Here is an 18,311-nt window from a genome sequence, read left to right on the forward strand (position 1 = left end):
GTATTATAATGTGTATTGATAAAGGTTATCATTATTAATTGGGGGATTACGTATGGTTGCGATGACGCAATTACGAGTTGGGGAACGTGCAAAAATTGTTGATTTATCACAAGTAAGCAACTTAGTAAAAAGAAGATTGCTAGATATGGGTGTAACAGAGGGGTCAGAAATTTGTTTAAAATGTACGATGCCGCTTGGCGGGCCGTTTATGATTGAGAATTATGGACAATGTGTCGGCATCCGTCGCAATGAAGCGAAAAACATTCAGGTGAAGCCGTTATGATGCATGTTGCACTCGTAGGTAACCCAAATACAGGGAAAACATCATTGTTTAATCAGCTCACAGGGACGTATGAGTATGTTGGAAACTGGAGCGGTGTGACGGTTGAAAAAAAGGTGGGCGTTTTGCGCAGTAAAAAAGCGAAAATAATTGATTTGCCCGGCGTATATTCGCTTCACCCGATGTCCCGTGATGAGCGGGTTGTGACGCAATTTTTATTGACGGAGCCGTTCGATGAAATTTTAAATATCGTCGATGCGTCACAATTAGAACGAAATTTATTGTTGACTGTACAGTTATTGGAATTTGGTAAGCCATTGGCGATTGCTTTAAATATGGTCGATGTGGCAGAAAGAAGGGGGATATCCATCGATCAAAAAAAATTAGCGGAAGCGTTGCATGTACCTATCGTTTCAGTCGTTGCCCGAACGGGAAAAGGGTGCGATCAAGTGGAGCGCATGTTAATGGGAAAAGTGTCTCAAGAAGTGAAACCGCTCCACATATATTACGGAATCGCGTTGGAACGAGCGATTGCACGTTTTGTTGAGACGTGGGGAGCGGAGGAGAAATTCCCTGCCCGTTGGCTCGCCATTCAATTTTATGAAGGAAATAGCTACGTCCGCGATTATGTAGCAGAAAAATTGCCGGAAACAACGTGGCGTTCATTATATGAACAAGCCGAAAAAGAAGTGCAACAAGCCGAGCAAACACCGCTTGATCAGCTCATTTACGAACGTCGTCGCTCCTTTGTAAGAGAAGTGATTGAACAGTCAGTGCAACGCCAAAAAATTGCGCGTGTGACGGTGACAGACCGCATCGATGCGGTAGTCACAAATAAATATGTCGGCATTCCGATTTTTCTACTAGCGATGTATATATTATTTCAACTCACATTTGATTGGCTCGGGGCACCGCTCTCCGATTTGCTTGATGCGTTTTTTGCAGGTCCGTTAACCGATTCGGTGACGGCGATGCTAGAAGCGATCGGTGCTTCTGAATTTATCCGTGCGCTCGTTGTTGATGGCATTATCGCAGGGGTAGGCGGCGTGCTTGTGTTCGTTCCGCAAATTTTTATTTTATTTTTCTTTATTTCGTTTTTAGAAGATTCAGGGTATATGGCACGTGTAGCGCTTGTCATGGATCGATTAATGGAGTCGGTCGGATTAAATGGAAAAGCGTTTATCCCGCTCATTATTGGGTTTGGTTGCAATGTTCCGGGCGTCATGGCGGCACGGACGATTGAGCAACCACGGGAGCGGCTCGTGACGATGTTGTTAACACCGCTTATGTCTTGTTCGGCACGTTTGCCTGTATATGCTTTGTTTGTCGGTGCGTTTTTTGCGGCAAATCAGGCACTTGTCGTTCTTTCTTTATACGTTCTTGGTGTTTCACTCGCACTTATACTTGCAAAACTTTTTTCGTTAACGATTTTAAAAGAAGAAGCATCGGTGTTTGTCGTGGAATTGCCACCATACCGTATGCCGCAATGGCAAGCGCTATGGCGTAGCACGTGGGATAAAGGAAAAGGATTTGTGAAAAAAGCAGGGACGTTCATTTTTGGCGGTTCTGTTGCCATCTGGCTATTATCTTACGTTGGACCGCATGGTATCAATGTAAACATGGACGATAGCTTTTTGGCGATGATTGGTGGTGTACTTGCTCCGTTACTTGCACCGCTTGGATTTGGAACGTGGCAAGCTGGAGCAGCACTGTTGACCGGATTTTTAGCTAAAGAAGTCGTTGTGTCGACGATGAACATTATTTATCATGTGCCTGATGTTGAGTCGCTTCAAGGGCTCATGGCCTCGCATTTTACAGCTTTATCTGCGTTTAGTTTTATGGTATTTGTGTTACTATATGTTCCATGTTTAGCAACTGTTGCAACGATTTACAAAGAAACAGGTTCACGAAAATGGACGATGTTTTCCATTGGATATGCGCTCGTACTGGCGTATATTGTTTCATTTGTGATTTACCAAGGCGGAAGCTTGCTTGGCTTCTAAAGGAAGGGATATATATGGTTGTGAATATTGTTATCGGATCAGTCATTTTTGGATACGCAGCATGGACGATTTTTCGTTTCATTCAAAAAAGTAAGCGTGGAACATGTGCGGCTTGCTCTGTCAAAGGATCGTGCGGCACAAGTTGTCATGAAAAAAGCTGACATCAGTCAGCTTTTTTCAATATATAATGCGAAAAGTAGTTTCGTGAGGAACTGTAGGAATGGCGTATTGTTCTATTCGTTCCACACGCGCAAATGGCGGCCCTTTTTTTATTTCATCAACAAACGCCTCCACACGTTCAACTTCTCCTTGCACTTCTATTTCGATTAAATGGTCGACATCACAATTTTTTACCCAACCAGTCAGCCCCCGTCTTCTTGCTTCATATTGGGCGAAGTAGCGAAACCCTACACCTTGTACGCGACCGTGCGCAACAATGGAATAACGAACGATCATATGTTTATCTCCTTCGCTAAAAATTTTCTATAAAAATCATACAACAGCCTACCTCGCATTGCATACGTTGAATACGTAAAAAGATTTACGAGGGAGGAACAGCTGTGAACGAAATGGATCGCTACATTCAAAAAGCGGTTATGTATGATTTGTTGGCGCGTTATTATCAATATAAAGATTGGGAACAGTATGAAAAGTATATGCGAAAACATATAGAGTATGTAGAAAAAATAGTGAAGTCACGCGAAGAAGGGCGAGATGATGATGCTGGACGTGTTCGTTTATTCCATGCATCGCCAAATGCTCCTGCAGTTGACATATATATCAATGGTCAAAAAATATTACGCCATATGAAATATAAACAGCTAAGTCAGTATATGAAAGTGCCAAAAGGAGAACATCGTATCGATGTGTATCCAGCAGGACACACGACGTCTCCGGTTCTTAGTCAAACCATTCAAATACTGCCGAAAATGACGTATACGCTTGCGGTGATCGGTGATGTGCATCGCTTGCAACTTCTTCCTATTCTTGACCATCCGTATGCTCCGTACGGGAAAGCAAAGGTGCGATTTGCTCACTTTTCACCAGATGCTCCAGCGGTAGATATTGCTTTACGCAATGGTGATGTGCTATTTCGTCATGCTTCATTTGGAAAGGTAACAGACTATATTGACGCACCAGTCAATGAAAAATTGCATGTCGATGTACGTGTGGCAGGGACGAATCAAGTCGTTTTATCGATTCCCAATGTGCGCTTCCAACCAAATAAGTCTTATACGGTCGTTGCCGTCGGTTGCGTATCCCGCACTCCTTCATTAGAGGTGTTAGTATTAGAGTCGTAAAAAAAAGAGCTTTGATCGAAAGGATCAAGGCTCTTTTCGTTGTTGCCGTTGCTCATATAGCTCGTCGATATATTCAGCAATCGATTCATCAAATATTTGTTCAAGTTGTTTTTTGATTTGCTTGGCAAGAGTCGGGCTTGCACCACCTGTCGTAATGGCGATTTGTAATTTTCCGCGCGAAAAAAATGCAGGAACATGAACGTTGCCGAGAAGATGATGGCTAGCTACGTTGACAAGTTGGTTTGGCGCTGCATATGTAGCGATTTGTTCATTGACATTCGGATCGTTTGTCGCTGCAATAATCAAAAAAGCATCGGCATAATCGTTCGGTTCGATTTCGCGCGCATGCCATGTAATTTGTTGTTGTTGTGCTAAATGAACAATCTCATCGATCACTTCTGGGCTAATGACGGTAATGTGGGCTCCTTCATGAAGCAGGGGAAGCAAGCGGCGATAAGCAATTTGCCCTCCGCCAGCAATGACAACTTTTTTTCCTGTCATTCGCACGAAAAGAGGGATCATACCTTTTCCTCCCATTCATTCAATTGTTTTTCAACGAGACGATCCAAAACGTCGTATGTTCGAATGGGAGGATACAACGTAAATGACACCTCGCTTGTTTGTTGTGCTTGCAACGTCTGATGAATGTAGTCAAGCAGCTGCCCGAAAAATAAAATGTATGGTACAACCGCAACTTGTTTATGACAACCTGTATGTGCAAGCGAAGCAACAACGTCAGAAAAAGAAGGAGAAGCAGCCGCTAAATAACATGGATATACGGGTATGTTTGTTTCGTTTTGCAATAAATGAGCGATCTGCTGAAAATCCGCTTGTGCTTCCGTATCGCTACTTCCGCGGCCAACGAGCATAATGGCGTCAGTTTGTTGAATTGTATCGGATATAGCGGAAACGATATCATGTTGCACACCGAACGGCTTTCCGTATGTAATCGTCACAGAAGGAAACATCCCTTTTGCTTTTTCTAGTTCAAGCGGGATGTCGTGTTTAGCGTGATTAGCTGACAATAGTAAAAGGGGAATAGCATAGATCATTTTTGCTCCCTCACGAACACAACGTTCCACTCCTGTGACAATATTCGGTTCACATAATTCTAAAAAGCATATATGTTGAATCGGTATGAAAATAGAAGAAGAGAGACGTTCGACGAAAGCGACCGCCTCTTTTTGTCCTTCTGCTGAACGACTTCCGTGACAAATATATAAAACAGCCTTCATACGCTACCTCATTCCATGTGCCATTTTTTCATCCATCATCATTTCAAACCATTGCAGCTGTTCATGTAGCCGAACGACTTCTCCAACAATAATGATGCTAGGATTAGAGATCGGATGTTTTTTTACAACGTCCACAACCGTATCTAATGTCGCTACGATCGTTTTTTGTTCGGGAAGCGTTCCCCATTGGATGATCGCAACAGGAGTTTGCGGCCGTTTGCCATATAACTTTAGTTGTTTGCAAATGAAAGGGAGTTGTTTTACGCCCATATAAATGACGAGCGTATCGACTCCTTTCGCTAAATGTTCCCACTGTACTGCATCTGTGGCATCACATCGGCGATGGCCTGTAACGAACGCAACACTTGCGCTAAAGTCGCGATGAGTTACAGGGATACCCGCATATGCTGGAACAGCGATGCCGGATGTAATGCCTGGAACGATTTCAAAAGGAATGCGGTGTTTCATAAGTGCTTGCGCTTCCTCGCCACCGCGTCCAAACATAAATGGATCGCCACCTTTTAATCTCGTGACTGTTTTCCCTTTTTTCGCATGTTTCACTAAAAAATGATTAATCGTTTCTTGTTTCATTGTATGGTAATTTGGTAGCTTTCCGCAATAAATCAAATCTGCGTCACGTTTGGCATACGATAGTAGCTGTTCGTTAATCAGGCGATCGTATAAAATGACGTCTGCTTGTTGAATGCATTTTAATCCTTTCACGGTAATGAGTTCGGGATCCCCAGGACCTGCGCCGACTAAATATACTTTCCCCATTGTCTCCACCTAAATCCATTGTTTATTTTTTAAGTAAGAAATAATTTGTTGCACGCATTGTTCAATCGAATATTGTTCTGTATCGACAACAAGTTCTGGTGAAAGCGGTGGTTCATATGGCGAATCAATGCCGGTGAAATCGCGAATTTCGCCATTGCGCGCCTTTTTGTACAACCCTTTTGGATCACGTTGTTCGCACGTTTCAAGCGGACAGCGGACGTAAACTTCTACAAACTCATCTTGTTCTAGTTTATTGCGAACGAGTTGGCGATCTTGGCGGAAAGGAGAAATAAAGGCCGTGAGCACGATTTGGCCGCTGTCTACAAACAATTTCGCGACTTCACCAATGCGACGAATATTTTCGGTGCGATCTTCAGCAGAAAAACCTAAGTCGCTATTTAAACCGTGACGCACGTTATCACCATCAAGCACGTAACATTGAACGTTTTGTTCAAACAACGTTTTCGCGACAGCGTTCGCTAACGTGGATTTCCCTGATCCTGATAACCCAGTAAACCAAAGAACGAAGCTGTGATGGTTATTTTTTTTTCGGCGATCTTCTTTTGTCACACTTTCTTTATGCCAAACGATATTCATGACCGTCCACCTCCGACTGTTTGCAATCCATCCATCAGCACGCGAACCACTTCGGGACGGCTGAATGTACTCGGTGGCATCTCACCAGCTCGCAACATTTCCCTTACTTTTGTGCCGGAAAGAACGACGTGGGCTGTTGCATCGTGCGGGCATGTTTTTGTTGACGCCATCGCTTCGCATTTTGTGCAATAAAAGCTATGCTCGAAAAAGAGCGGAGTAATGCCGAGTTCTTCATTTGTAAACTGTAAGAAAATTTTTTGTGCATCATACGTGCCGTAATAGTTGCCAACTCCCGCATGGTCACGTCCGACAATGAAGTGCGTGCAGCCGAAATTTTTGCGTACGAGCGCGTGGAAAATGGCTTCACGTGGACCTGCATAGCGCATCGCGGCCGTAAATACGCCAAGGAAAACACGATCTTTTGGATAATAATGCTCAAGCAATACTTGGTAGCTTTTTAGGCGAATGTCTGCTGGGATGTCATCTTCTTTCGTTTCGCCAACGAGCGGATTTAAATAAAGACCGTCGACAATTTCAAGTGCACATTTTTGAATATATTCATGAGCACGGTGAACCGGATTGCGCGTTTGAAACCCGACGACCGTTTTCCAACCAAGTTCCGCAAATCGTTGTTTTGTTTCTTTTGGTGTAAAAAAGAACGGTGTAAAAATTCCTTTGTCTGTTTGGCGTACAAGTTGGACAGGGCCTCCAATATATACATCTGGTTTTTCAAATAATTTTTTAACGCCAGGGTGTGCTAAGTCTTCTGTTTGGTATACAAGAAGAGCTTCTTTTCGCTTATCTGGGCGATATATATGTTGTACTTCCATTGTGCCGTATACGGTTTGTTCATAAACGAGCTCGACTTCATCGCCGAGCGATAGTTGTTTTGCTTGTTGTTCGGTTACCGCAAGTGTGATGGGGATGCTCCATACTGCTCCATTCGTTAGTCGCATCGTTTCGACGACGGAATGATAGTCATCTTCCCCTAGAAATCCAGTGAGTGGTGCATAGCCGCCAATCGCAAGCAATTCAAGGTCACTTAATTCTGCCTTACTTAATACAATTTGTTTCATTTTTTATGCCTCCTAAACTTATTATTCTTATAAAATAACTAGGATTAAATACCGCCACCGTGCTCGTGAAACGAACGACGTTCCTCGGTGATCGTCTTTTTTAAGCTAATCGTTCCGAGTGTAGCAAAACAAACACTAACAATGGCGATTGCTGTATAAATATCGCTATGAAGGAACAATTTAATTAAGCTATATGAGACAGCTAGTGAAAAAATAGGCGAGACAATCCATACTTTTAGCACTTGAATGACAATTTGCTTTTGCCAAATCGAAAAGCCACTTTTTGTTGTGCCGATGCCGATGATGGCTGATGTCGTAATTTGTGTGAGCGGAACGGGAAGGCCAAAAAGAGACGAAACGATAACGAGTGTTGCGCCGATTCCTGAAATAATGCACCCTTCAAGTTGAGAGAAGGTCGTAATTTTTTTCCCGTTCGTCTCTAGCACGCGGCTGCCAAGCAAAAGCGCCCCTAGTGCAACGAACAATCCACCAAAAATGATGCCGTGCTGGACAGATAATAAACCTGCTCCAACAAGGGGACCAACAGCATTTGCGACATTGTTCATTCCTGCAGAAAATGCCTCGAAAAATCCAGCGATAATGAGCAACAAGCCAACCCATTTGTTTTGTTTCAATGTTTTTCCTTTTATCCACTTGCTAATGAAAAAAGCGAGAAAAAAAGCAGCGAACGGTGTAATGATCCAAAACGAAACGATCCACATAAGCTTGCTGACGTATAAACTTTGATATGCAATGCCAGCTCCAACGACCGCCCCAACTGTAATTTCGCTTGTGGATAACGGAATGCCGAGCATGTTTGCGGCAAATAATGAAATGGTAGCGGCTGCTAAGACGATGACGACAAGATCCGTTTGCAAAATAGATGTAGGGACGATGCCAGAACCGATCGTTTTGACGACTTCTCCTCCGCTTAAGCTGCCGAGAAAAATAGCAACAGCGCATATGAATAAAGCGATGCGCTTATTTGACAATGTGCCTGACCCATAAGCAGCACCCATCGTTGCGGCAGCACCGCTTCCCCCGATGTTCATCGCAAAGAAAAAAGCGATAATAAAAGCAACTGTAACCAACGCGTTTCCCCCTTTACGACTCGTGCAAGCCGCATTCTGTTTTTCCTAGCCCAGCCCACCGTCCAGAACGCAAATCTTCTTCCGTATAAGCAGGGGCTGTACATGGTGCACAACCGATGCTCGGATATCCACGATCATGAAGCGGGTTATAGGAAAGATTGTGGCGATGCACGTAGCGCCATACGTCTTTCCATGTCCAATGAATGAGTGGACAAATTTTAATGTTTTTAAACTTTTTATCAAGATTAATAAATTCGACATGTTGCCGTGTTGGTGATTGCTCGCGGCGCAGTCCGGAAATCCATGCTTTTTTTCCTGTCATCGCTTGCCGAAGGGGAATAATTTTTCTTAGTTCACAGCATTTGTTCGGATCTCTTTTCCAAAGCTCAGCCCCGAATTGTTGTTCTTGCTCTGCAAGCGATAAAGATGGGGACTGCAAATGAATGCGCAAGCGAGGATACGCTTGCTTAACGCGTTCAATCGTTTCATACGTTTCAGAAAAATGTAAATGCGTATCGAGAAAAACAATTTCCGCATCGTCACGTACTTGCGAAATAAGGTCAATGAGCACAATCCCTTCAATGCCGAAACTGCAAGCATACAAAAGATCATCACCATAATGATCGTACGCCCATGACAGCACATGTAGTGCCCCTTTTTCATTATTATCTATTGGAAAAGTAGGTTTTTGGACATCATCCCACGTTTCATACGTAATCATGCTTCATCCCCCTTACTATTTGATTGTTTTAAATTTTAACACAATTCATCCGAATGTCAATCATAGTTTTTCTATCGGAATTTATTTTTTTAAAACGTCATGGCAAATGAAAAAAAACATGATTATACTGTTTGTATGGGAGATGTTGAAGGGGGTGGAGATGTTTGCGACTCATTTTATGTGAGTTTGTTATGCGCACATATGGCGTATCAACATCATGAGCATGCAGATGGTTCTGGTGCACCGCGCGGATTAAAAGAAACGAACATTCATTTGTACGCTCAAATATGTGCGATTGCGAATGAATATGAAAACTTAATTTCAACGGAATTTGTACCGCCGCATGAAGCGCTTGAAATTATTATGGCGCGGAGTGGCATTCGCTATAGCCAACAACTTGTGCGGTTGTTTGTTGATACGATCCCTGCGTATTTACCAGGAACGATGGTGAAAATGAGCGACGGAAGAAACGCAATCGTGACAAAAATTGTTGAGCATATGCAACGTCCATATGTCCGATATATGGATACACATGAGGAAATTTCGCTTGTTGATCATCCGTCGCTCCTCATTGCCGGACAGGCAATTTTATAGTTTTTTTCGCAAGTTTCCAAGCTCTTCAGCGATTGCTTGCATTTCGCTTGGACTAAATGTTTGCTTTTTCATCACCATATCGTATATATCTTTTAATTCATCGTATAGCTGTTCATCGAAATGGTCCGGTTTAATGGCATCAAAATTTAATACTTTTAACTTTTCTTTTATTTGTTCGATCATTTGTTCAACGGATAAATGCATCGTCGTCATCCTTTCGTATATGATTGTGTTCATTGTACCATGGTTTGACTGTTCATTCTACTTATTCTACGTTATGAGGTGAAAAGCAATGATTCGGGTGTTATTTGTTTGTTTAGGAAACATATGTCGTTCTCCAATGGCAGAAGCTGTATTCCGGCATCTTGTGAAGCAAGAAGGATTGGATCATGTCATTTCTGTTGACTCGGCAGGAACGGGCAATTGGCATGTGGGGAAACCACCACATCACGGGACTCAGCGTATTTTAACGGAAAAACAAATTGACTTTACAGGGTTAAAAGCACGTCAAATTTCAAAAGAAGATTTTCATACATTCGATTATATTATCGGAATGGATAGCGATAATATCGCTCATCTTCGTCGCCTTGTTGGCGATTCGTCGCACGCTGTCATTGCTCGTTTTATGGATTTTGTGCCAAACCGTCGCGTAGACGATGTCCCTGATCCGTACTTTACAGGAAATTTTGAAGAAGTGTACGAATTAGTCGAAGAAGGATGTAAACATATATTAGAGCGAATAAAACGAGATCATTCGTTGTAAGGGGGAGAAGACGATGGGAAAGGGGAAATGGATTGCATTAGCAGGGATAGCTTTGTTGTTAGCGAATAACAAAACAAGACAAGTCATTAAAGAAACGTGTCGTGAGTGGATGGATAGCGTAGAACAAGTAAAGGAGACTGTTCATCAAACGAGACAACATGTAGACGAGATGATGAATGATTTGCAGTTTATTGTGAATAAACTAAGTGAAGTAAAAGAAACAACACCGCAAGTGATGGAGTGGATAGAGGAGCTGATTCGTAAACGTTCCTCGTGGAAGCGAGGTGGGGTGGGAGATGATTGTTAGCTTTTCTGTTGTTCGTGAGCTAATGAAACGGTTTGAAGAAGATGAAATTTTTGATTTATCCGCTGAGTTAGCATATTTCTTTTTGCTGTCGCTATTTCCATTTTTACTGTTTTTGTTAACGTTTTTATCGTATTTGCCTATCCCGCACGAAGATGTGATCGCCTTTTTCAGTCAATATGCGCCAAGCGAAACGGCGCATTTAATTGAGACAAACATTAAACAACTTATAGCAGCGCAAAGTGGAAAGTGGTTATCTTTTAGCGTGCTTGCTACGGTGTGGGCTGCATCGAACGGTATGTCGGCCATTATTCGGGCATTAAATCGAGCATACGATGTGAAAGAAACACGCTCTTTTCTCGTTGCTCGTGGAGTTTCGATTTTGCTTACTTTTGCGATGATTTTTGTCATTATTGTCGCGCTCGTCTTCCCTGTATTCGGAAAAATGATCGGTACATTTCTTTTTTCAGCGTTTGGTCTTTCTGATGTGTTTTTACACGTATGGGAAACGATTCGTTGGTTTGTTAGCTTTGTCATTTTATTTTTTGTTTTTTCTGTGTTATACGTTTTTGCCCCAAGCAAACATGTCCGGTTTCGCGACGTATGGATAGGAGCGTTATTTGCGACTGTAGGTTGGATGGGCGTCTCACTTGCTTTTTCTACCTATGTAAACCAATTCGGTAACTATTCTGCGATGTATGGCAGCTTAGGCGGAATTATTGCGTTAATGGTTTGGTTTTATTTATCTGGCATGATGATTGTATTAGGTGGGGAGCTAAACGCTATTCTTTGTTGCAAACGAGAAGGAAATATGCGCATACGGTAGTTATTCCCTCTTATAAAAAGGGCGCTTAAAAGCGAAAATAGTGATGAAGGGGGATTGACGATGACGAAAAAGACGAAAAAAGACGGCGGAACAAAGCAAAAAGGAAAAAACCGCCCGAAACATAAAACGAGTAGCAGTGCGAATGGACAAAACGGATATCACTAAAGAGAAGAGGGATGCGGCACGCATCCCTCTTTATTCTGCGATTTCTTCGTAATGATAGTATGTTTGGTTGTAAATATGTTCGATTTCTTCATCAGTCATATAAACGAGTTGTTCTTGATTAAAGCTCCGTAATTTTGTAATAAACTCAATCATATTTTTTCTTTCTTCTCTACTCATCATCATCGCTCTCCCCTCTGTTTTAAAACAGTTTGTTTTGTTTAATTGTATTATATAACAGAGGCTTAAAAAGCGTCAATGTTTTTTTCTTGTTTTTTTTGAAAAATATTTTGAAAATTTCGTGAGCGGACGCTGGGCAAGTAATAAAAGAAACAGTAGCGAACTCACGCTAAAGAAAAATAGCCTTTCTTGCTGTTGTAATACAATGCCCCCAATCGCAGGCCCACATATGCTGCCGATGCTATATAACATCCCGCACAATATGTTGCCGACAGGAAGAAGTGATTTTGGCAACAAATCGGTCATATACGCCATGCCGAGCGAAAAAAGTGAACCGACAAACATACCTGCGACAAAAAAGGTGACTGTCAACGGCACAGGAGAAATGAACCATTGTGCAATGATAAAGCAGATCGATCCGACGGTTAACGAAACGGTGATCATCGCTTTTCGCGAGAAGCGATCACTTAATACGCCAAGCGGGAGTTGAAAAGCGATTCCGCCAAGCGCAAACGCCGGAAGCATTATCGCGACCGTCTCAACATGTAGTCCATTTCGCAAGGCGTAAATCGGAAACATGCTATGGAGTGAAGCTTCTAAAAATCCGTAGCCAAACGGCAATAACAATGCGGGCCACGCTTGTTTCCAAGCATGAAAAAAGCGTAGCGTGCCAATTTTTTCAGCTTGCTCTGTTTCAGGATAGGCATGTGGGAGAAAAAATAATAACACCCACCCACATAAGCTAATCAATGATGAGACGATAAACGGCAACGTCTCATGAACGTGAACGAGCGGAACGAGAAGCGGTCCGATCATAAAACCAACGCCAAACGATAAGCCGTATAGTGAGATGTTGCGCCCGCGTCGATGCGCAGGAGATGCGTATGTAATCCACGTTTGTGTGCCAAAATGAAAAATGTGGTCGCCAATTCCAATCAACAAACGAAGCATAAACCAAAACAGCAAAGATGACCAAATTGGAAAAATAGCCAACGAAACGATAACGATCGCTCCGCCAATAATAGTTAAACGTTTAAAGCCGTAACGGCGAAGCGGACGTTCTAAAAGTGGCGATACAATTAGGACGCCGATGTACATGGCTGTGGCATGCATGCCGCTAAGCGATGAATGAACGCCATTTTGTTCAAAAATGACAGAAATAAGCGGTAGTAATAGCCCTTGCGCAAGACCAGAAATCATGACGCTGCTAATTAAAATGAAAAAATGACGTTGTCGCATAGTGCCCTCCTGTAACGTGTTCACTATGTTCGATGTTAAAATGTTTTATGCGAAGAAGCAACAAAAAAGACAGATGAAAACGGAAATGAATTTGTGTAAAATATGGTTGATATTCCATAAATGAAAAAGGGGACGATTCGATGGAACGCATCTTTTTTTTATTGACGGCGATTGGTGTGCCGCTTTCTGTTGCAGGAAGTTTGCTTCATTGGCCCGCAGCACCGATGTTTGTCGTTTACTGTGTTACCATTATTGCACTTGCTAGTTATATGGGGCGAGCGACAGAAAGCTTGGCAATTGTGGCAGGGCCGCGCATTGGCGGTTTGTTAAATGCGACATTTGGCAATGCGGTAGAACTCATCATTTCGATTTTTGCGCTAAAAGCTGGATTAGTTGGTGTCGTGCTTGCATCTTTAACCGGCTCTGTGCTTGGTAACTTACTGCTTGTGGCAGGCTTATCGTTTTTTGTCGGCGGTTTAAAATATAAACGGCAATCATTTAACGTATATGATGCGCGCCATAACTCAGGTCTATTAACGTTTGCCATTTTAGTTGCCTTTGTTATTCCAGAAGTGTTTTCGATGACGGTGAATGAACAAAAGACGCTGTCGTTAAGCGTAGGCATTTCAGTCATTATGATTGCGCTCTATTTAGCTGCACTATATTTTAAACTCGTCACTCATCGCGGTGTATATCAACATAAAGAAGGTGAGGAAGAACATGAAGAGCCAGAATGGTCAAAAGGAAAAGCGATGCTCATTTTAGCGCTTGCTACTGCGGCTGTAGCATATGTATCAGAAAGCTTAGTTCATACGTTTGAAGTCGTCGCCCATTCGTTTGGCTGGAGCGAACTGTTTATCGGTGTCATTATTGTCGCGATTGTCGGAAATGCCGCTGAGCATGCTTCCGCCATTATTATGGCATATAAAAATAAAATGAACGTCGCTGTTGAAATTGCCGTTGGTTCAACGCTTCAAATTGCGATGTTTGTTGCGCCTGTATTAGTGCTTGTATCGCTTGCATTTCCGACGAAAATGGCGCTCGTCTTTACGCTTCCAGAACTTGTTGCAATGGTGACAGCGGTATTGTTGACAATTGTGCTTTCGAACGATGGAGATACAAACTGGTTTGAAGGAGCGACATTGCTTGGAGCGTATATGATTATGGGAATCGGATTTTATTTGTTGTAATCCGTTAGCGGTTGCTGACGGATTTTTTTTGTGAAGAGGATAAATTGTTTACTTTTGAAAAAAATAACGATGAACAACGTAAAAAGGAAAGGGGCTTACGTATGAAGAGATGGTTTGCTTTCAGCATGATGTTTATTTTCTTCTGTATGCCAACGATTAGTGAAGCAACTGTCAAACTTCCTTCATCGGTCATTGACATTTCAAAAGAAAATACGTATCCGAATCCGACACAAAATTTGCCGTATTTACAACCGAGCGAACTAGCGAAACAACTGCTTCAGTCCGCGAATGTTAAAATTGAAAATCCGGAATTAATTCGTCTTTTAAACGAATCGTCGATTTCAAGCACGCCTTTTGCGATTGGTTACGAAGCGACGATTTATTTAGGGCAATGGCCGTTGAATTACGAATCGATAGAAACATCAACGAACTGGGAGTATCAAAAAGTAAATACAAACTTTATTGACAATCGTGGTGGGAAAACGGCTGTTCGATTGATGTATCGCCAAGAGATGCAAAAACAAGTGCGCGGAGGCCTAACGGCAAGCATACCGAACGAAGAAGATGTGAAAAAAATGATGCTTTTAACAGCGATGAAAAAAACAAATTTACCGCTCTCTTTCAGCACATGGATCGGCATGGGAACGAAAAAGGAACAAGCGTATAACGTTCCGCCGAAAAAGTTAGGCTATTTATATGCTTACGCCCCGGCGGTCAATGAAAAAGGAAAAGTGACGTATGGCGAAGTATATATCGTCTTAAAAGGAAAGAAAAAAAGCATTGTCGTGAAAAACGTAACATCGCAAGGTATCGGTGCTTGGATTCCTGTGCAAGACCGTCTATCATTCGCATTTGTTGCTAGCGACGTACCACGATGACAAGAAAAAGCTTGTCGAGCGTTCGACAAGCTTTTTATCGTTCAATTTTTGCTTTTCGCGTCGTAAAATCAACGTCTGGGTAATAACGGTTTTTCACGAGCACGTTCGGTCCTAAACATTTCACCGCAGGGCAGTGGCAGTTTAGTGATTTTGCTAAATGAGATGCCATCCATTTGTCATAAGCAGAAAGAAGCGAGTCGGTTTGAATGTTTCCGAGCGTCGGTTCATCACCGAAATCAGTCACAATAATGTCGCCTGTAAAGATGTTGACGTTTAACCGTGAACGTCCATCTGGATCGTTTCGTACTGTAACATTTTTACTTGCATATAAACGTTTTAACAACGCTAAATCTTCTTCGTTGTCGCTGCACGGATAAAACGGCAACGTGCCAAACAACATCCAAACGTTTTCATCCCGTATATCGAGCAAATGATGAATCGTTTCGCGCAGTTCATCGAGCGTTAACGTTTCCAAGTTGCTCGCAAAGTCACTCGGATACATCGGATGCACTTCATGTCGTTTACAGCCCATGTCGTTTACAATTTGGCGATGAATCGTTTCTAAATGTGGACGTGTCCGTTTATTTAACATCGTTTCCGCGGATACGATGACGCCCGTTTTCGAAATGGCACGTGCATTTTCGATCATGCGTATAAAATAACGTTCACGCTGTGCGACGGTTGGCTTTTTCTCCATCATCGCAAAACCGCCTTCGACAAAATCATCGATCGTGCCCCAGTTATGCGAAATGTGCAAAACATCTAAGTAAGGGATGATTTTTTCGTACCGTTCTAAGTCGAGCGTTAAATTTGAGTTAATTTGTGTGCGCACCCCCCGCTCATGTGCGTATTTTAACAGCGGCACGACGTATTGCTCAACAGATTTCATCGAAAGCATCGGCTCGCCGCCTGTAATGCTTAACGAGCGCAAATGTGGAATTTCATCGAGGCGGCGAAGAAGGAGATCAAGCGGCAGCGCCTCAGGATCTTTCGTACGCAATGTGTAACCGACTGCACAATGCTCACAACGCATATTACAGAGCGTCGTTGTTGTAAACTCGATATTTGTCAACTGCATGCTGCCGTACTGTTCGACATCCATATATGCTTCCCATGGGTCAAATGTAGGGGTAATCGCTTGACGCAATAATGTTCCCATAATCAAGCTCCTTTTAATTAAAATAGACCTAACGATAATTATGCAAACGAAATGGAACGATTGTCAACGATGTTGCGATTGTGTACGATAAAGAAAAAGCGAGGTGACGACGTTGGGCAACGCAGTATCAGATCAAAATCTACAACTATCCTATTTAAAAACGCGCTTAAATATGTTTCTTGAAGTGCTTGAAGCCATTGACCCAGAAACGACGGAGTTAGAAGATATTGACCGTCTTATTCAAATGATTGATGATTTAGAAATGAAATACGAGCGGTTTAAAAAAGATTGGGAAAAAAGTCGCTAAGCGGCTTTTTTTTGCGTTTAAAAAAGATGTATAATACAAGTGGAGAATTCGAAAAATTGTTACATATTGAACAAAGGGGAAGGGTTATAGGATGGAAAAGTTTCAAGAGAGTATGTACAAGCTAATCGTTGAGACGTCAACAAAATTGCCGAAAGATGTACGCCGCGCCATCGCTAAGGCGAAGATGCGTGAAAATGCTGGAACGAGGGCGGCGATGTCGCTTGCGACGATCGTACAAAACATTCAAATGGCAGATGAAAATGTATCGCCGATTTGTCAAGATACCGGATTGCCGACATTTAAAATTAAAGTCCCTGTAGGCGTCAATCAAATGGAGATGAAAGAAGCGATTCGTCGAGCGATCGCTCAAGCAACGAAAGACGGAAAATTGCGTCCAAACTCCGTTGATTCGCTAACAGGCGAAAATAGCGGTGATAATTTAGGGATCGGGCTACCTGTCATCAAATTCGAGCAATGGGAAAAAGATTACATTGATGTTCGTTTAATTTTAAAAGGTGGCGGCTGTGAAAATAAAAACATTCAATATAGCTTACCGTGTGAGTTAGAAGGGCTCGGTCGTGCCGGTCGTGACTTAGATGGCATTCGCAAATGTATTTTACATGCGGTATATCAAGCACAAGGACAAGGCTGTAGCGCTGGATTTATTGGCGTCGGCATTGGCGGTGATCGTTCCTCTGGATACGATTTAGCAAAGGAACAGTTATTCCGTTCTGTTGACGATGTGAACCCGAATGAAGACTTGCGCAAATTAGAAGAATACATTATGGAAGCAGCCAATAAACTCGGGATCGGCACGATGGGCTTTGGTGGTGAAACGACGTTGCTTGGCTGTAAAATCGGTGTCATGCATCGCATCCCTGCAAGCTTTTTCGTTTCTGTCGCATACAACTGTTGGGCGTTTCGTCGCTTAGGCGTCATCATTGATCCGCGTACAGGGGACATTCAAGAATGGCTATATCAAGAGGGGGACGACGTCGACTTCCAACAAGAAAAAACCGAAGTTGTGGGCGAAGGGCGTGAAGTGGTGCTTGAAGCGCCAATTACAGAAGAACAAATTCGTTCGTTAAAAGTAGGTGATGTCGTTCGCATTAACGGCATGATTTACACAGGACGAGATGCGATTCATAAATATTTAATGGATCATGATGCCCCTGTGGATTTAAACGGTCAAATCATTTATCACTGTGGGCCGGTGATGTTAAAAGATGAAAATGGCAAATGGCACGTGAAAGCAGCTGGTCCAACGACAAGCATTCGCGAAGAGCCTTATCAAGGGGAAATTATGAAAAAATTTGGTATTCGTGCTGTCATCGGAAAAGGTGGCATGGGGGCGAAAACGTTGGCGGCGTTAAAAGAACATGGGGGCGTGTATTTAAATGCCATCGGTGGTGCAGCGCAATATTATGCGGATTGCATTCAATCCGTTGAAGGCGTCGATTTTTTAGAATTTGGCATTCCAGAAGCGATGTGGCATTTGCGTGTAAAAGACTTTACCGCCGTCGTCACGATGGATTCGCACGGAAACAGCTTGCACGAAGACGTCGAAAAATCATCGCTTGAAAAATTAGCCCAGTTTAAAGAACGTGTATTTTAATGGAAATCCGTCT

At 42.7% G+C, this 18,311-nt stretch carries 24 protein-coding genes; 12 read left to right on the forward strand and 12 right to left on the reverse strand.

From position 1 onward, the window contains the following. The first annotated feature begins 52 nt into the window (after positions 1-52). Genes NST18_RS01815 through NST18_RS01825 form a run of 3 tightly spaced genes read left to right on the forward strand, consistent with a single transcriptional unit; the run spans position 53 to position 2,444 of the window. Entirely contained in the window at positions 53-283 is a 231-nt protein-coding gene (locus NST18_RS01815; protein ID WP_339172593.1) for a FeoA family protein, read from the forward strand. Further along, positions 280-2,283, forward strand: coding sequence for a ferrous iron transport protein B (feoB, locus tag NST18_RS01820; protein ID WP_340721166.1), 2,004 nt, complete (start codon positions 280-282; stop codon positions 2,281-2,283). The genes NST18_RS01815 and feoB overlap by 4 nt, the downstream gene beginning before the upstream one ends. A 14-nt stretch (positions 2,284-2,297) precedes the next feature. Next, complete coding sequence (locus NST18_RS01825; RefSeq protein ID WP_004888847.1) at positions 2,298-2,444, forward strand: FeoB-associated Cys-rich membrane protein; 147 nt, start codon at positions 2,298-2,300, stop codon at positions 2,442-2,444. A gap of 16 nt (positions 2,445-2,460) precedes the next feature. Here NST18_RS01825 and NST18_RS01830 read toward each other — a convergent pair whose 3' ends face one another. After that, positions 2,461-2,739 carry an acylphosphatase gene (locus tag NST18_RS01830; protein ID WP_004888848.1) on the reverse strand — a complete coding sequence of 93 codons (279 nt, stop codon included), beginning with the start codon at positions 2,737-2,739 and terminating at the stop codon, positions 2,461-2,463. Between the two features lie 113 nt (positions 2,740-2,852). On the opposite strand from NST18_RS01830, the gene NST18_RS01835 reads away from it, so the two are divergent. Further along, entirely contained in the window at positions 2,853-3,584 is a 732-nt protein-coding gene (locus tag NST18_RS01835; RefSeq protein ID WP_339174228.1) for a DUF4397 domain-containing protein, read from the forward strand. A gap of 24 nt (positions 3,585-3,608) precedes the next feature. Here the strand turns inward: NST18_RS01835 and NST18_RS01840 are convergent, their stop codons facing one another. Genes NST18_RS01840 through NST18_RS01870 form a run of 7 tightly spaced genes read right to left on the reverse strand, consistent with a single transcriptional unit; the run spans position 3,609 to position 9,081 of the window. Next, positions 3,609-4,106: an NAD(P)-dependent oxidoreductase gene (locus NST18_RS01840; RefSeq protein ID WP_004888849.1), complete on the reverse strand. Its 498-nt coding sequence runs from the start codon at positions 4,104-4,106 to the stop codon at positions 3,609-3,611. Next, entirely contained in the window at positions 4,103-4,819 is a 717-nt protein-coding gene (locus tag NST18_RS01845) for a sirohydrochlorin chelatase (protein ID WP_340721167.1), read from the reverse strand. Before NST18_RS01845 ends, NST18_RS01840 begins: the two co-directional genes overlap by 4 nt. Before the next feature lie 3 nt (positions 4,820-4,822). Beyond that, positions 4,823-5,596, reverse strand: a complete 774-nt coding sequence (cobA, locus tag NST18_RS01850; protein ID WP_004888851.1) for a uroporphyrinogen-III C-methyltransferase — start codon at positions 5,594-5,596, stop codon at positions 4,823-4,825. A 9-nt stretch (positions 5,597-5,605) separates the two neighbouring features. Next, positions 5,606-6,193 (reverse strand): adenylyl-sulfate kinase, encoded by a 588-nt coding sequence (cysC, locus tag NST18_RS01855; RefSeq protein WP_064221364.1) that lies wholly within the window; start codon positions 6,191-6,193, stop codon positions 5,606-5,608. Then, the gene (gene sat / locus NST18_RS01860; protein WP_004888853.1) at positions 6,190-7,269 is read right to left on the reverse strand and encodes a sulfate adenylyltransferase; all 1,080 of its coding nucleotides are present in this window, start codon (positions 7,267-7,269) and stop codon (positions 6,190-6,192) included. The genes cysC and sat overlap by 4 nt, the downstream gene beginning before the upstream one ends. A 44-nt stretch (positions 7,270-7,313) precedes the next feature. Continuing rightward, positions 7,314-8,360 (reverse strand): inorganic phosphate transporter, encoded by a 1,047-nt coding sequence (locus NST18_RS01865; protein WP_004888854.1) that lies wholly within the window; start codon positions 8,358-8,360, stop codon positions 7,314-7,316. A 13-nt stretch (positions 8,361-8,373) separates the two neighbouring features. Then, positions 8,374-9,081, reverse strand: coding sequence for a phosphoadenylyl-sulfate reductase (locus NST18_RS01870; protein WP_340721168.1), 708 nt, complete (start codon positions 9,079-9,081; stop codon positions 8,374-8,376). A gap of 99 nt (positions 9,082-9,180) precedes the next feature. Here NST18_RS01870 and NST18_RS01875 point away from each other — a divergent pair, with 99 nt between their 5' ends. Next, complete coding sequence (locus NST18_RS01875; RefSeq protein ID WP_340721169.1) at positions 9,181-9,675, forward strand: HD-GYP domain-containing protein; 495 nt, start codon at positions 9,181-9,183, stop codon at positions 9,673-9,675. Here NST18_RS01875 and NST18_RS01880 read toward each other — a convergent pair. Next, on the reverse strand, positions 9,670-9,888 hold the full coding sequence (locus NST18_RS01880; protein WP_004888858.1) for a DUF1128 domain-containing protein: 219 nt from the start codon (positions 9,886-9,888) through the stop codon (positions 9,670-9,672). The genes NST18_RS01875 and NST18_RS01880 overlap by 6 nt on opposite strands. 79 nt (positions 9,889-9,967) lie before the next feature. Here NST18_RS01880 and NST18_RS01885 point away from each other — a divergent pair, with 79 nt between their 5' ends. Genes NST18_RS01885 through NST18_RS01895 form a run of 3 tightly spaced genes read left to right on the forward strand, consistent with a single transcriptional unit; the run spans position 9,968 to position 11,568 of the window. Continuing rightward, entirely contained in the window at positions 9,968-10,438 is a 471-nt protein-coding gene (locus NST18_RS01885; protein ID WP_004888859.1) for a low molecular weight protein-tyrosine-phosphatase, read from the forward strand. Between the two features lie 13 nt (positions 10,439-10,451). After that, positions 10,452-10,745, forward strand: a complete 294-nt coding sequence (locus NST18_RS01890) for a hypothetical protein (protein WP_004888860.1) — start codon at positions 10,452-10,454, stop codon at positions 10,743-10,745. Next, positions 10,735-11,568, forward strand: coding sequence for a YihY/virulence factor BrkB family protein (locus NST18_RS01895; RefSeq protein WP_004888861.1), 834 nt, complete (start codon positions 10,735-10,737; stop codon positions 11,566-11,568). The genes NST18_RS01890 and NST18_RS01895 overlap by 11 nt, the downstream gene beginning before the upstream one ends. Positions 11,569-11,763: 195 nt before the next feature. Here the strand turns inward: NST18_RS01895 and NST18_RS01900 are convergent, their stop codons facing one another. Both NST18_RS01900 and NST18_RS01905 read right to left on the reverse strand, forming a co-directional pair. Beyond that, positions 11,764-11,910: a BH0509 family protein gene (locus tag NST18_RS01900; RefSeq protein WP_004888862.1), complete on the reverse strand. Its 147-nt coding sequence runs from the start codon at positions 11,908-11,910 to the stop codon at positions 11,764-11,766. A 75-nt stretch (positions 11,911-11,985) separates the two neighbouring features. Beyond that, positions 11,986-13,149: an MFS transporter gene (locus NST18_RS01905; RefSeq protein WP_004888863.1), complete on the reverse strand. Its 1,164-nt coding sequence runs from the start codon at positions 13,147-13,149 to the stop codon at positions 11,986-11,988. A gap of 140 nt (positions 13,150-13,289) precedes the next feature. Between NST18_RS01905 and cax the strand changes: the two genes are divergently transcribed. Both cax and NST18_RS01915 read left to right on the forward strand, forming a co-directional pair. After that, entirely contained in the window at positions 13,290-14,339 is a 1,050-nt protein-coding gene (cax, locus tag NST18_RS01910; protein WP_004888865.1) for a calcium/proton exchanger, read from the forward strand. A gap of 125 nt (positions 14,340-14,464) precedes the next feature. Continuing rightward, positions 14,465-15,217, forward strand: a complete 753-nt coding sequence (locus NST18_RS01915; RefSeq protein ID WP_230456243.1) for a YfkD famly protein — start codon at positions 14,465-14,467, stop codon at positions 15,215-15,217. 34 nt (positions 15,218-15,251) lie between these two features. On the opposite strand, the gene yfkAB is transcribed toward NST18_RS01915, so the two are convergent. Further along, on the reverse strand, positions 15,252-16,376 hold the full coding sequence (gene yfkAB, locus NST18_RS01920; RefSeq protein WP_004888867.1) for a radical SAM/CxCxxxxC motif protein YfkAB: 1,125 nt from the start codon (positions 16,374-16,376) through the stop codon (positions 15,252-15,254). A gap of 112 nt (positions 16,377-16,488) precedes the next feature. Here yfkAB and NST18_RS01925 point away from each other — a divergent pair, with 112 nt between their 5' ends. Both NST18_RS01925 and NST18_RS01930 read left to right on the forward strand, forming a co-directional pair. Further along, positions 16,489-16,683: an SE1561 family protein gene (locus tag NST18_RS01925; RefSeq protein ID WP_004888868.1), complete on the forward strand. Its 195-nt coding sequence runs from the start codon at positions 16,489-16,491 to the stop codon at positions 16,681-16,683. Between the two features lie 91 nt (positions 16,684-16,774). Further along, positions 16,775-18,298, forward strand: a complete 1,524-nt coding sequence (locus NST18_RS01930) for a fumarate hydratase (protein ID WP_004888869.1) — start codon at positions 16,775-16,777, stop codon at positions 18,296-18,298. Positions 18,299-18,311 lie beyond the last annotated feature (13 nt).

This window comes from Anoxybacillus sp. FSL W8-0104 (assembly GCF_038004465.1).
GTDB lineage: Bacteria > Bacillota > Bacilli > Bacillales > Anoxybacillaceae > Anoxybacillus > Anoxybacillus flavithermus_G.

What these genes read in the sequence shown, in the direction of transcription:
- NST18_RS01815 (WP_339172593.1), top strand. Translation starts at nt 53, where the DNA reads ATGGTTGCGATGACGCAATTACGAGTTGGGGAACGTGCAAAAATTGTT.
- feoB (WP_340721166.1), top strand. Translation starts at nt 280, where the DNA reads ATGATGCATGTTGCACTCGTAGGTAACCCAAATACAGGGAAAACATCA.
- NST18_RS01825 (WP_004888847.1), top strand. Translation starts at nt 2,298, where the DNA reads ATGGTTGTGAATATTGTTATCGGATCAGTCATTTTTGGATACGCAGCA.
- NST18_RS01830 (WP_004888848.1), bottom strand. Translation starts at nt 2,739, where the DNA reads ATGATCGTTCGTTATTCCATTGTTGCGCACGGTCGCGTACAAGGTGTA.
- NST18_RS01835 (WP_339174228.1), top strand. Translation starts at nt 2,853, where the DNA reads ATGGATCGCTACATTCAAAAAGCGGTTATGTATGATTTGTTGGCGCGT.
- NST18_RS01840 (WP_004888849.1), bottom strand. Translation starts at nt 4,106, where the DNA reads ATGATCCCTCTTTTCGTGCGAATGACAGGAAAAAAAGTTGTCATTGCT.
- NST18_RS01845 (WP_340721167.1), bottom strand. Translation starts at nt 4,819, where the DNA reads ATGAAGGCTGTTTTATATATTTGTCACGGAAGTCGTTCAGCAGAAGGA.
- cobA (WP_004888851.1), bottom strand. Translation starts at nt 5,596, where the DNA reads ATGGGGAAAGTATATTTAGTCGGCGCAGGTCCTGGGGATCCCGAACTC.
- cysC (WP_064221364.1), bottom strand. Translation starts at nt 6,193, where the DNA reads ATGAATATCGTTTGGCATAAAGAAAGTGTGACAAAAGAAGATCGCCGA.
- sat (WP_004888853.1), bottom strand. Translation starts at nt 7,269, where the DNA reads ATGAAACAAATTGTATTAAGTAAGGCAGAATTAAGTGACCTTGAATTG.
- NST18_RS01870 (WP_340721168.1), bottom strand. Translation starts at nt 9,081, where the DNA reads ATGATTACGTATGAAACGTGGGATGATGTCCAAAAACCTACTTTTCCA.
- NST18_RS01875 (WP_340721169.1), top strand. Translation starts at nt 9,181, where the DNA reads ATGGCAAATGAAAAAAAACATGATTATACTGTTTGTATGGGAGATGTT.
- NST18_RS01880 (WP_004888858.1), bottom strand. Translation starts at nt 9,888, where the DNA reads ATGACGACGATGCATTTATCCGTTGAACAAATGATCGAACAAATAAAA.
- NST18_RS01885 (WP_004888859.1), top strand. Translation starts at nt 9,968, where the DNA reads ATGATTCGGGTGTTATTTGTTTGTTTAGGAAACATATGTCGTTCTCCA.
- NST18_RS01890 (WP_004888860.1), top strand. Translation starts at nt 10,452, where the DNA reads ATGGGAAAGGGGAAATGGATTGCATTAGCAGGGATAGCTTTGTTGTTA.
- NST18_RS01895 (WP_004888861.1), top strand. Translation starts at nt 10,735, where the DNA reads ATGATTGTTAGCTTTTCTGTTGTTCGTGAGCTAATGAAACGGTTTGAA.
- NST18_RS01900 (WP_004888862.1), bottom strand. Translation starts at nt 11,910, where the DNA reads ATGAGTAGAGAAGAAAGAAAAAATATGATTGAGTTTATTACAAAATTA.
- NST18_RS01905 (WP_004888863.1), bottom strand. Translation starts at nt 13,149, where the DNA reads ATGCGACAACGTCATTTTTTCATTTTAATTAGCAGCGTCATGATTTCT.
- cax (WP_004888865.1), top strand. Translation starts at nt 13,290, where the DNA reads ATGGAACGCATCTTTTTTTTATTGACGGCGATTGGTGTGCCGCTTTCT.
- NST18_RS01915 (WP_230456243.1), top strand. Translation starts at nt 14,465, where the DNA reads ATGATGTTTATTTTCTTCTGTATGCCAACGATTAGTGAAGCAACTGTC.
- yfkAB (WP_004888867.1), bottom strand. Translation starts at nt 16,376, where the DNA reads ATGGGAACATTATTGCGTCAAGCGATTACCCCTACATTTGACCCATGG.
- NST18_RS01930 (WP_004888869.1), top strand. Translation starts at nt 16,775, where the DNA reads ATGGAAAAGTTTCAAGAGAGTATGTACAAGCTAATCGTTGAGACGTCA.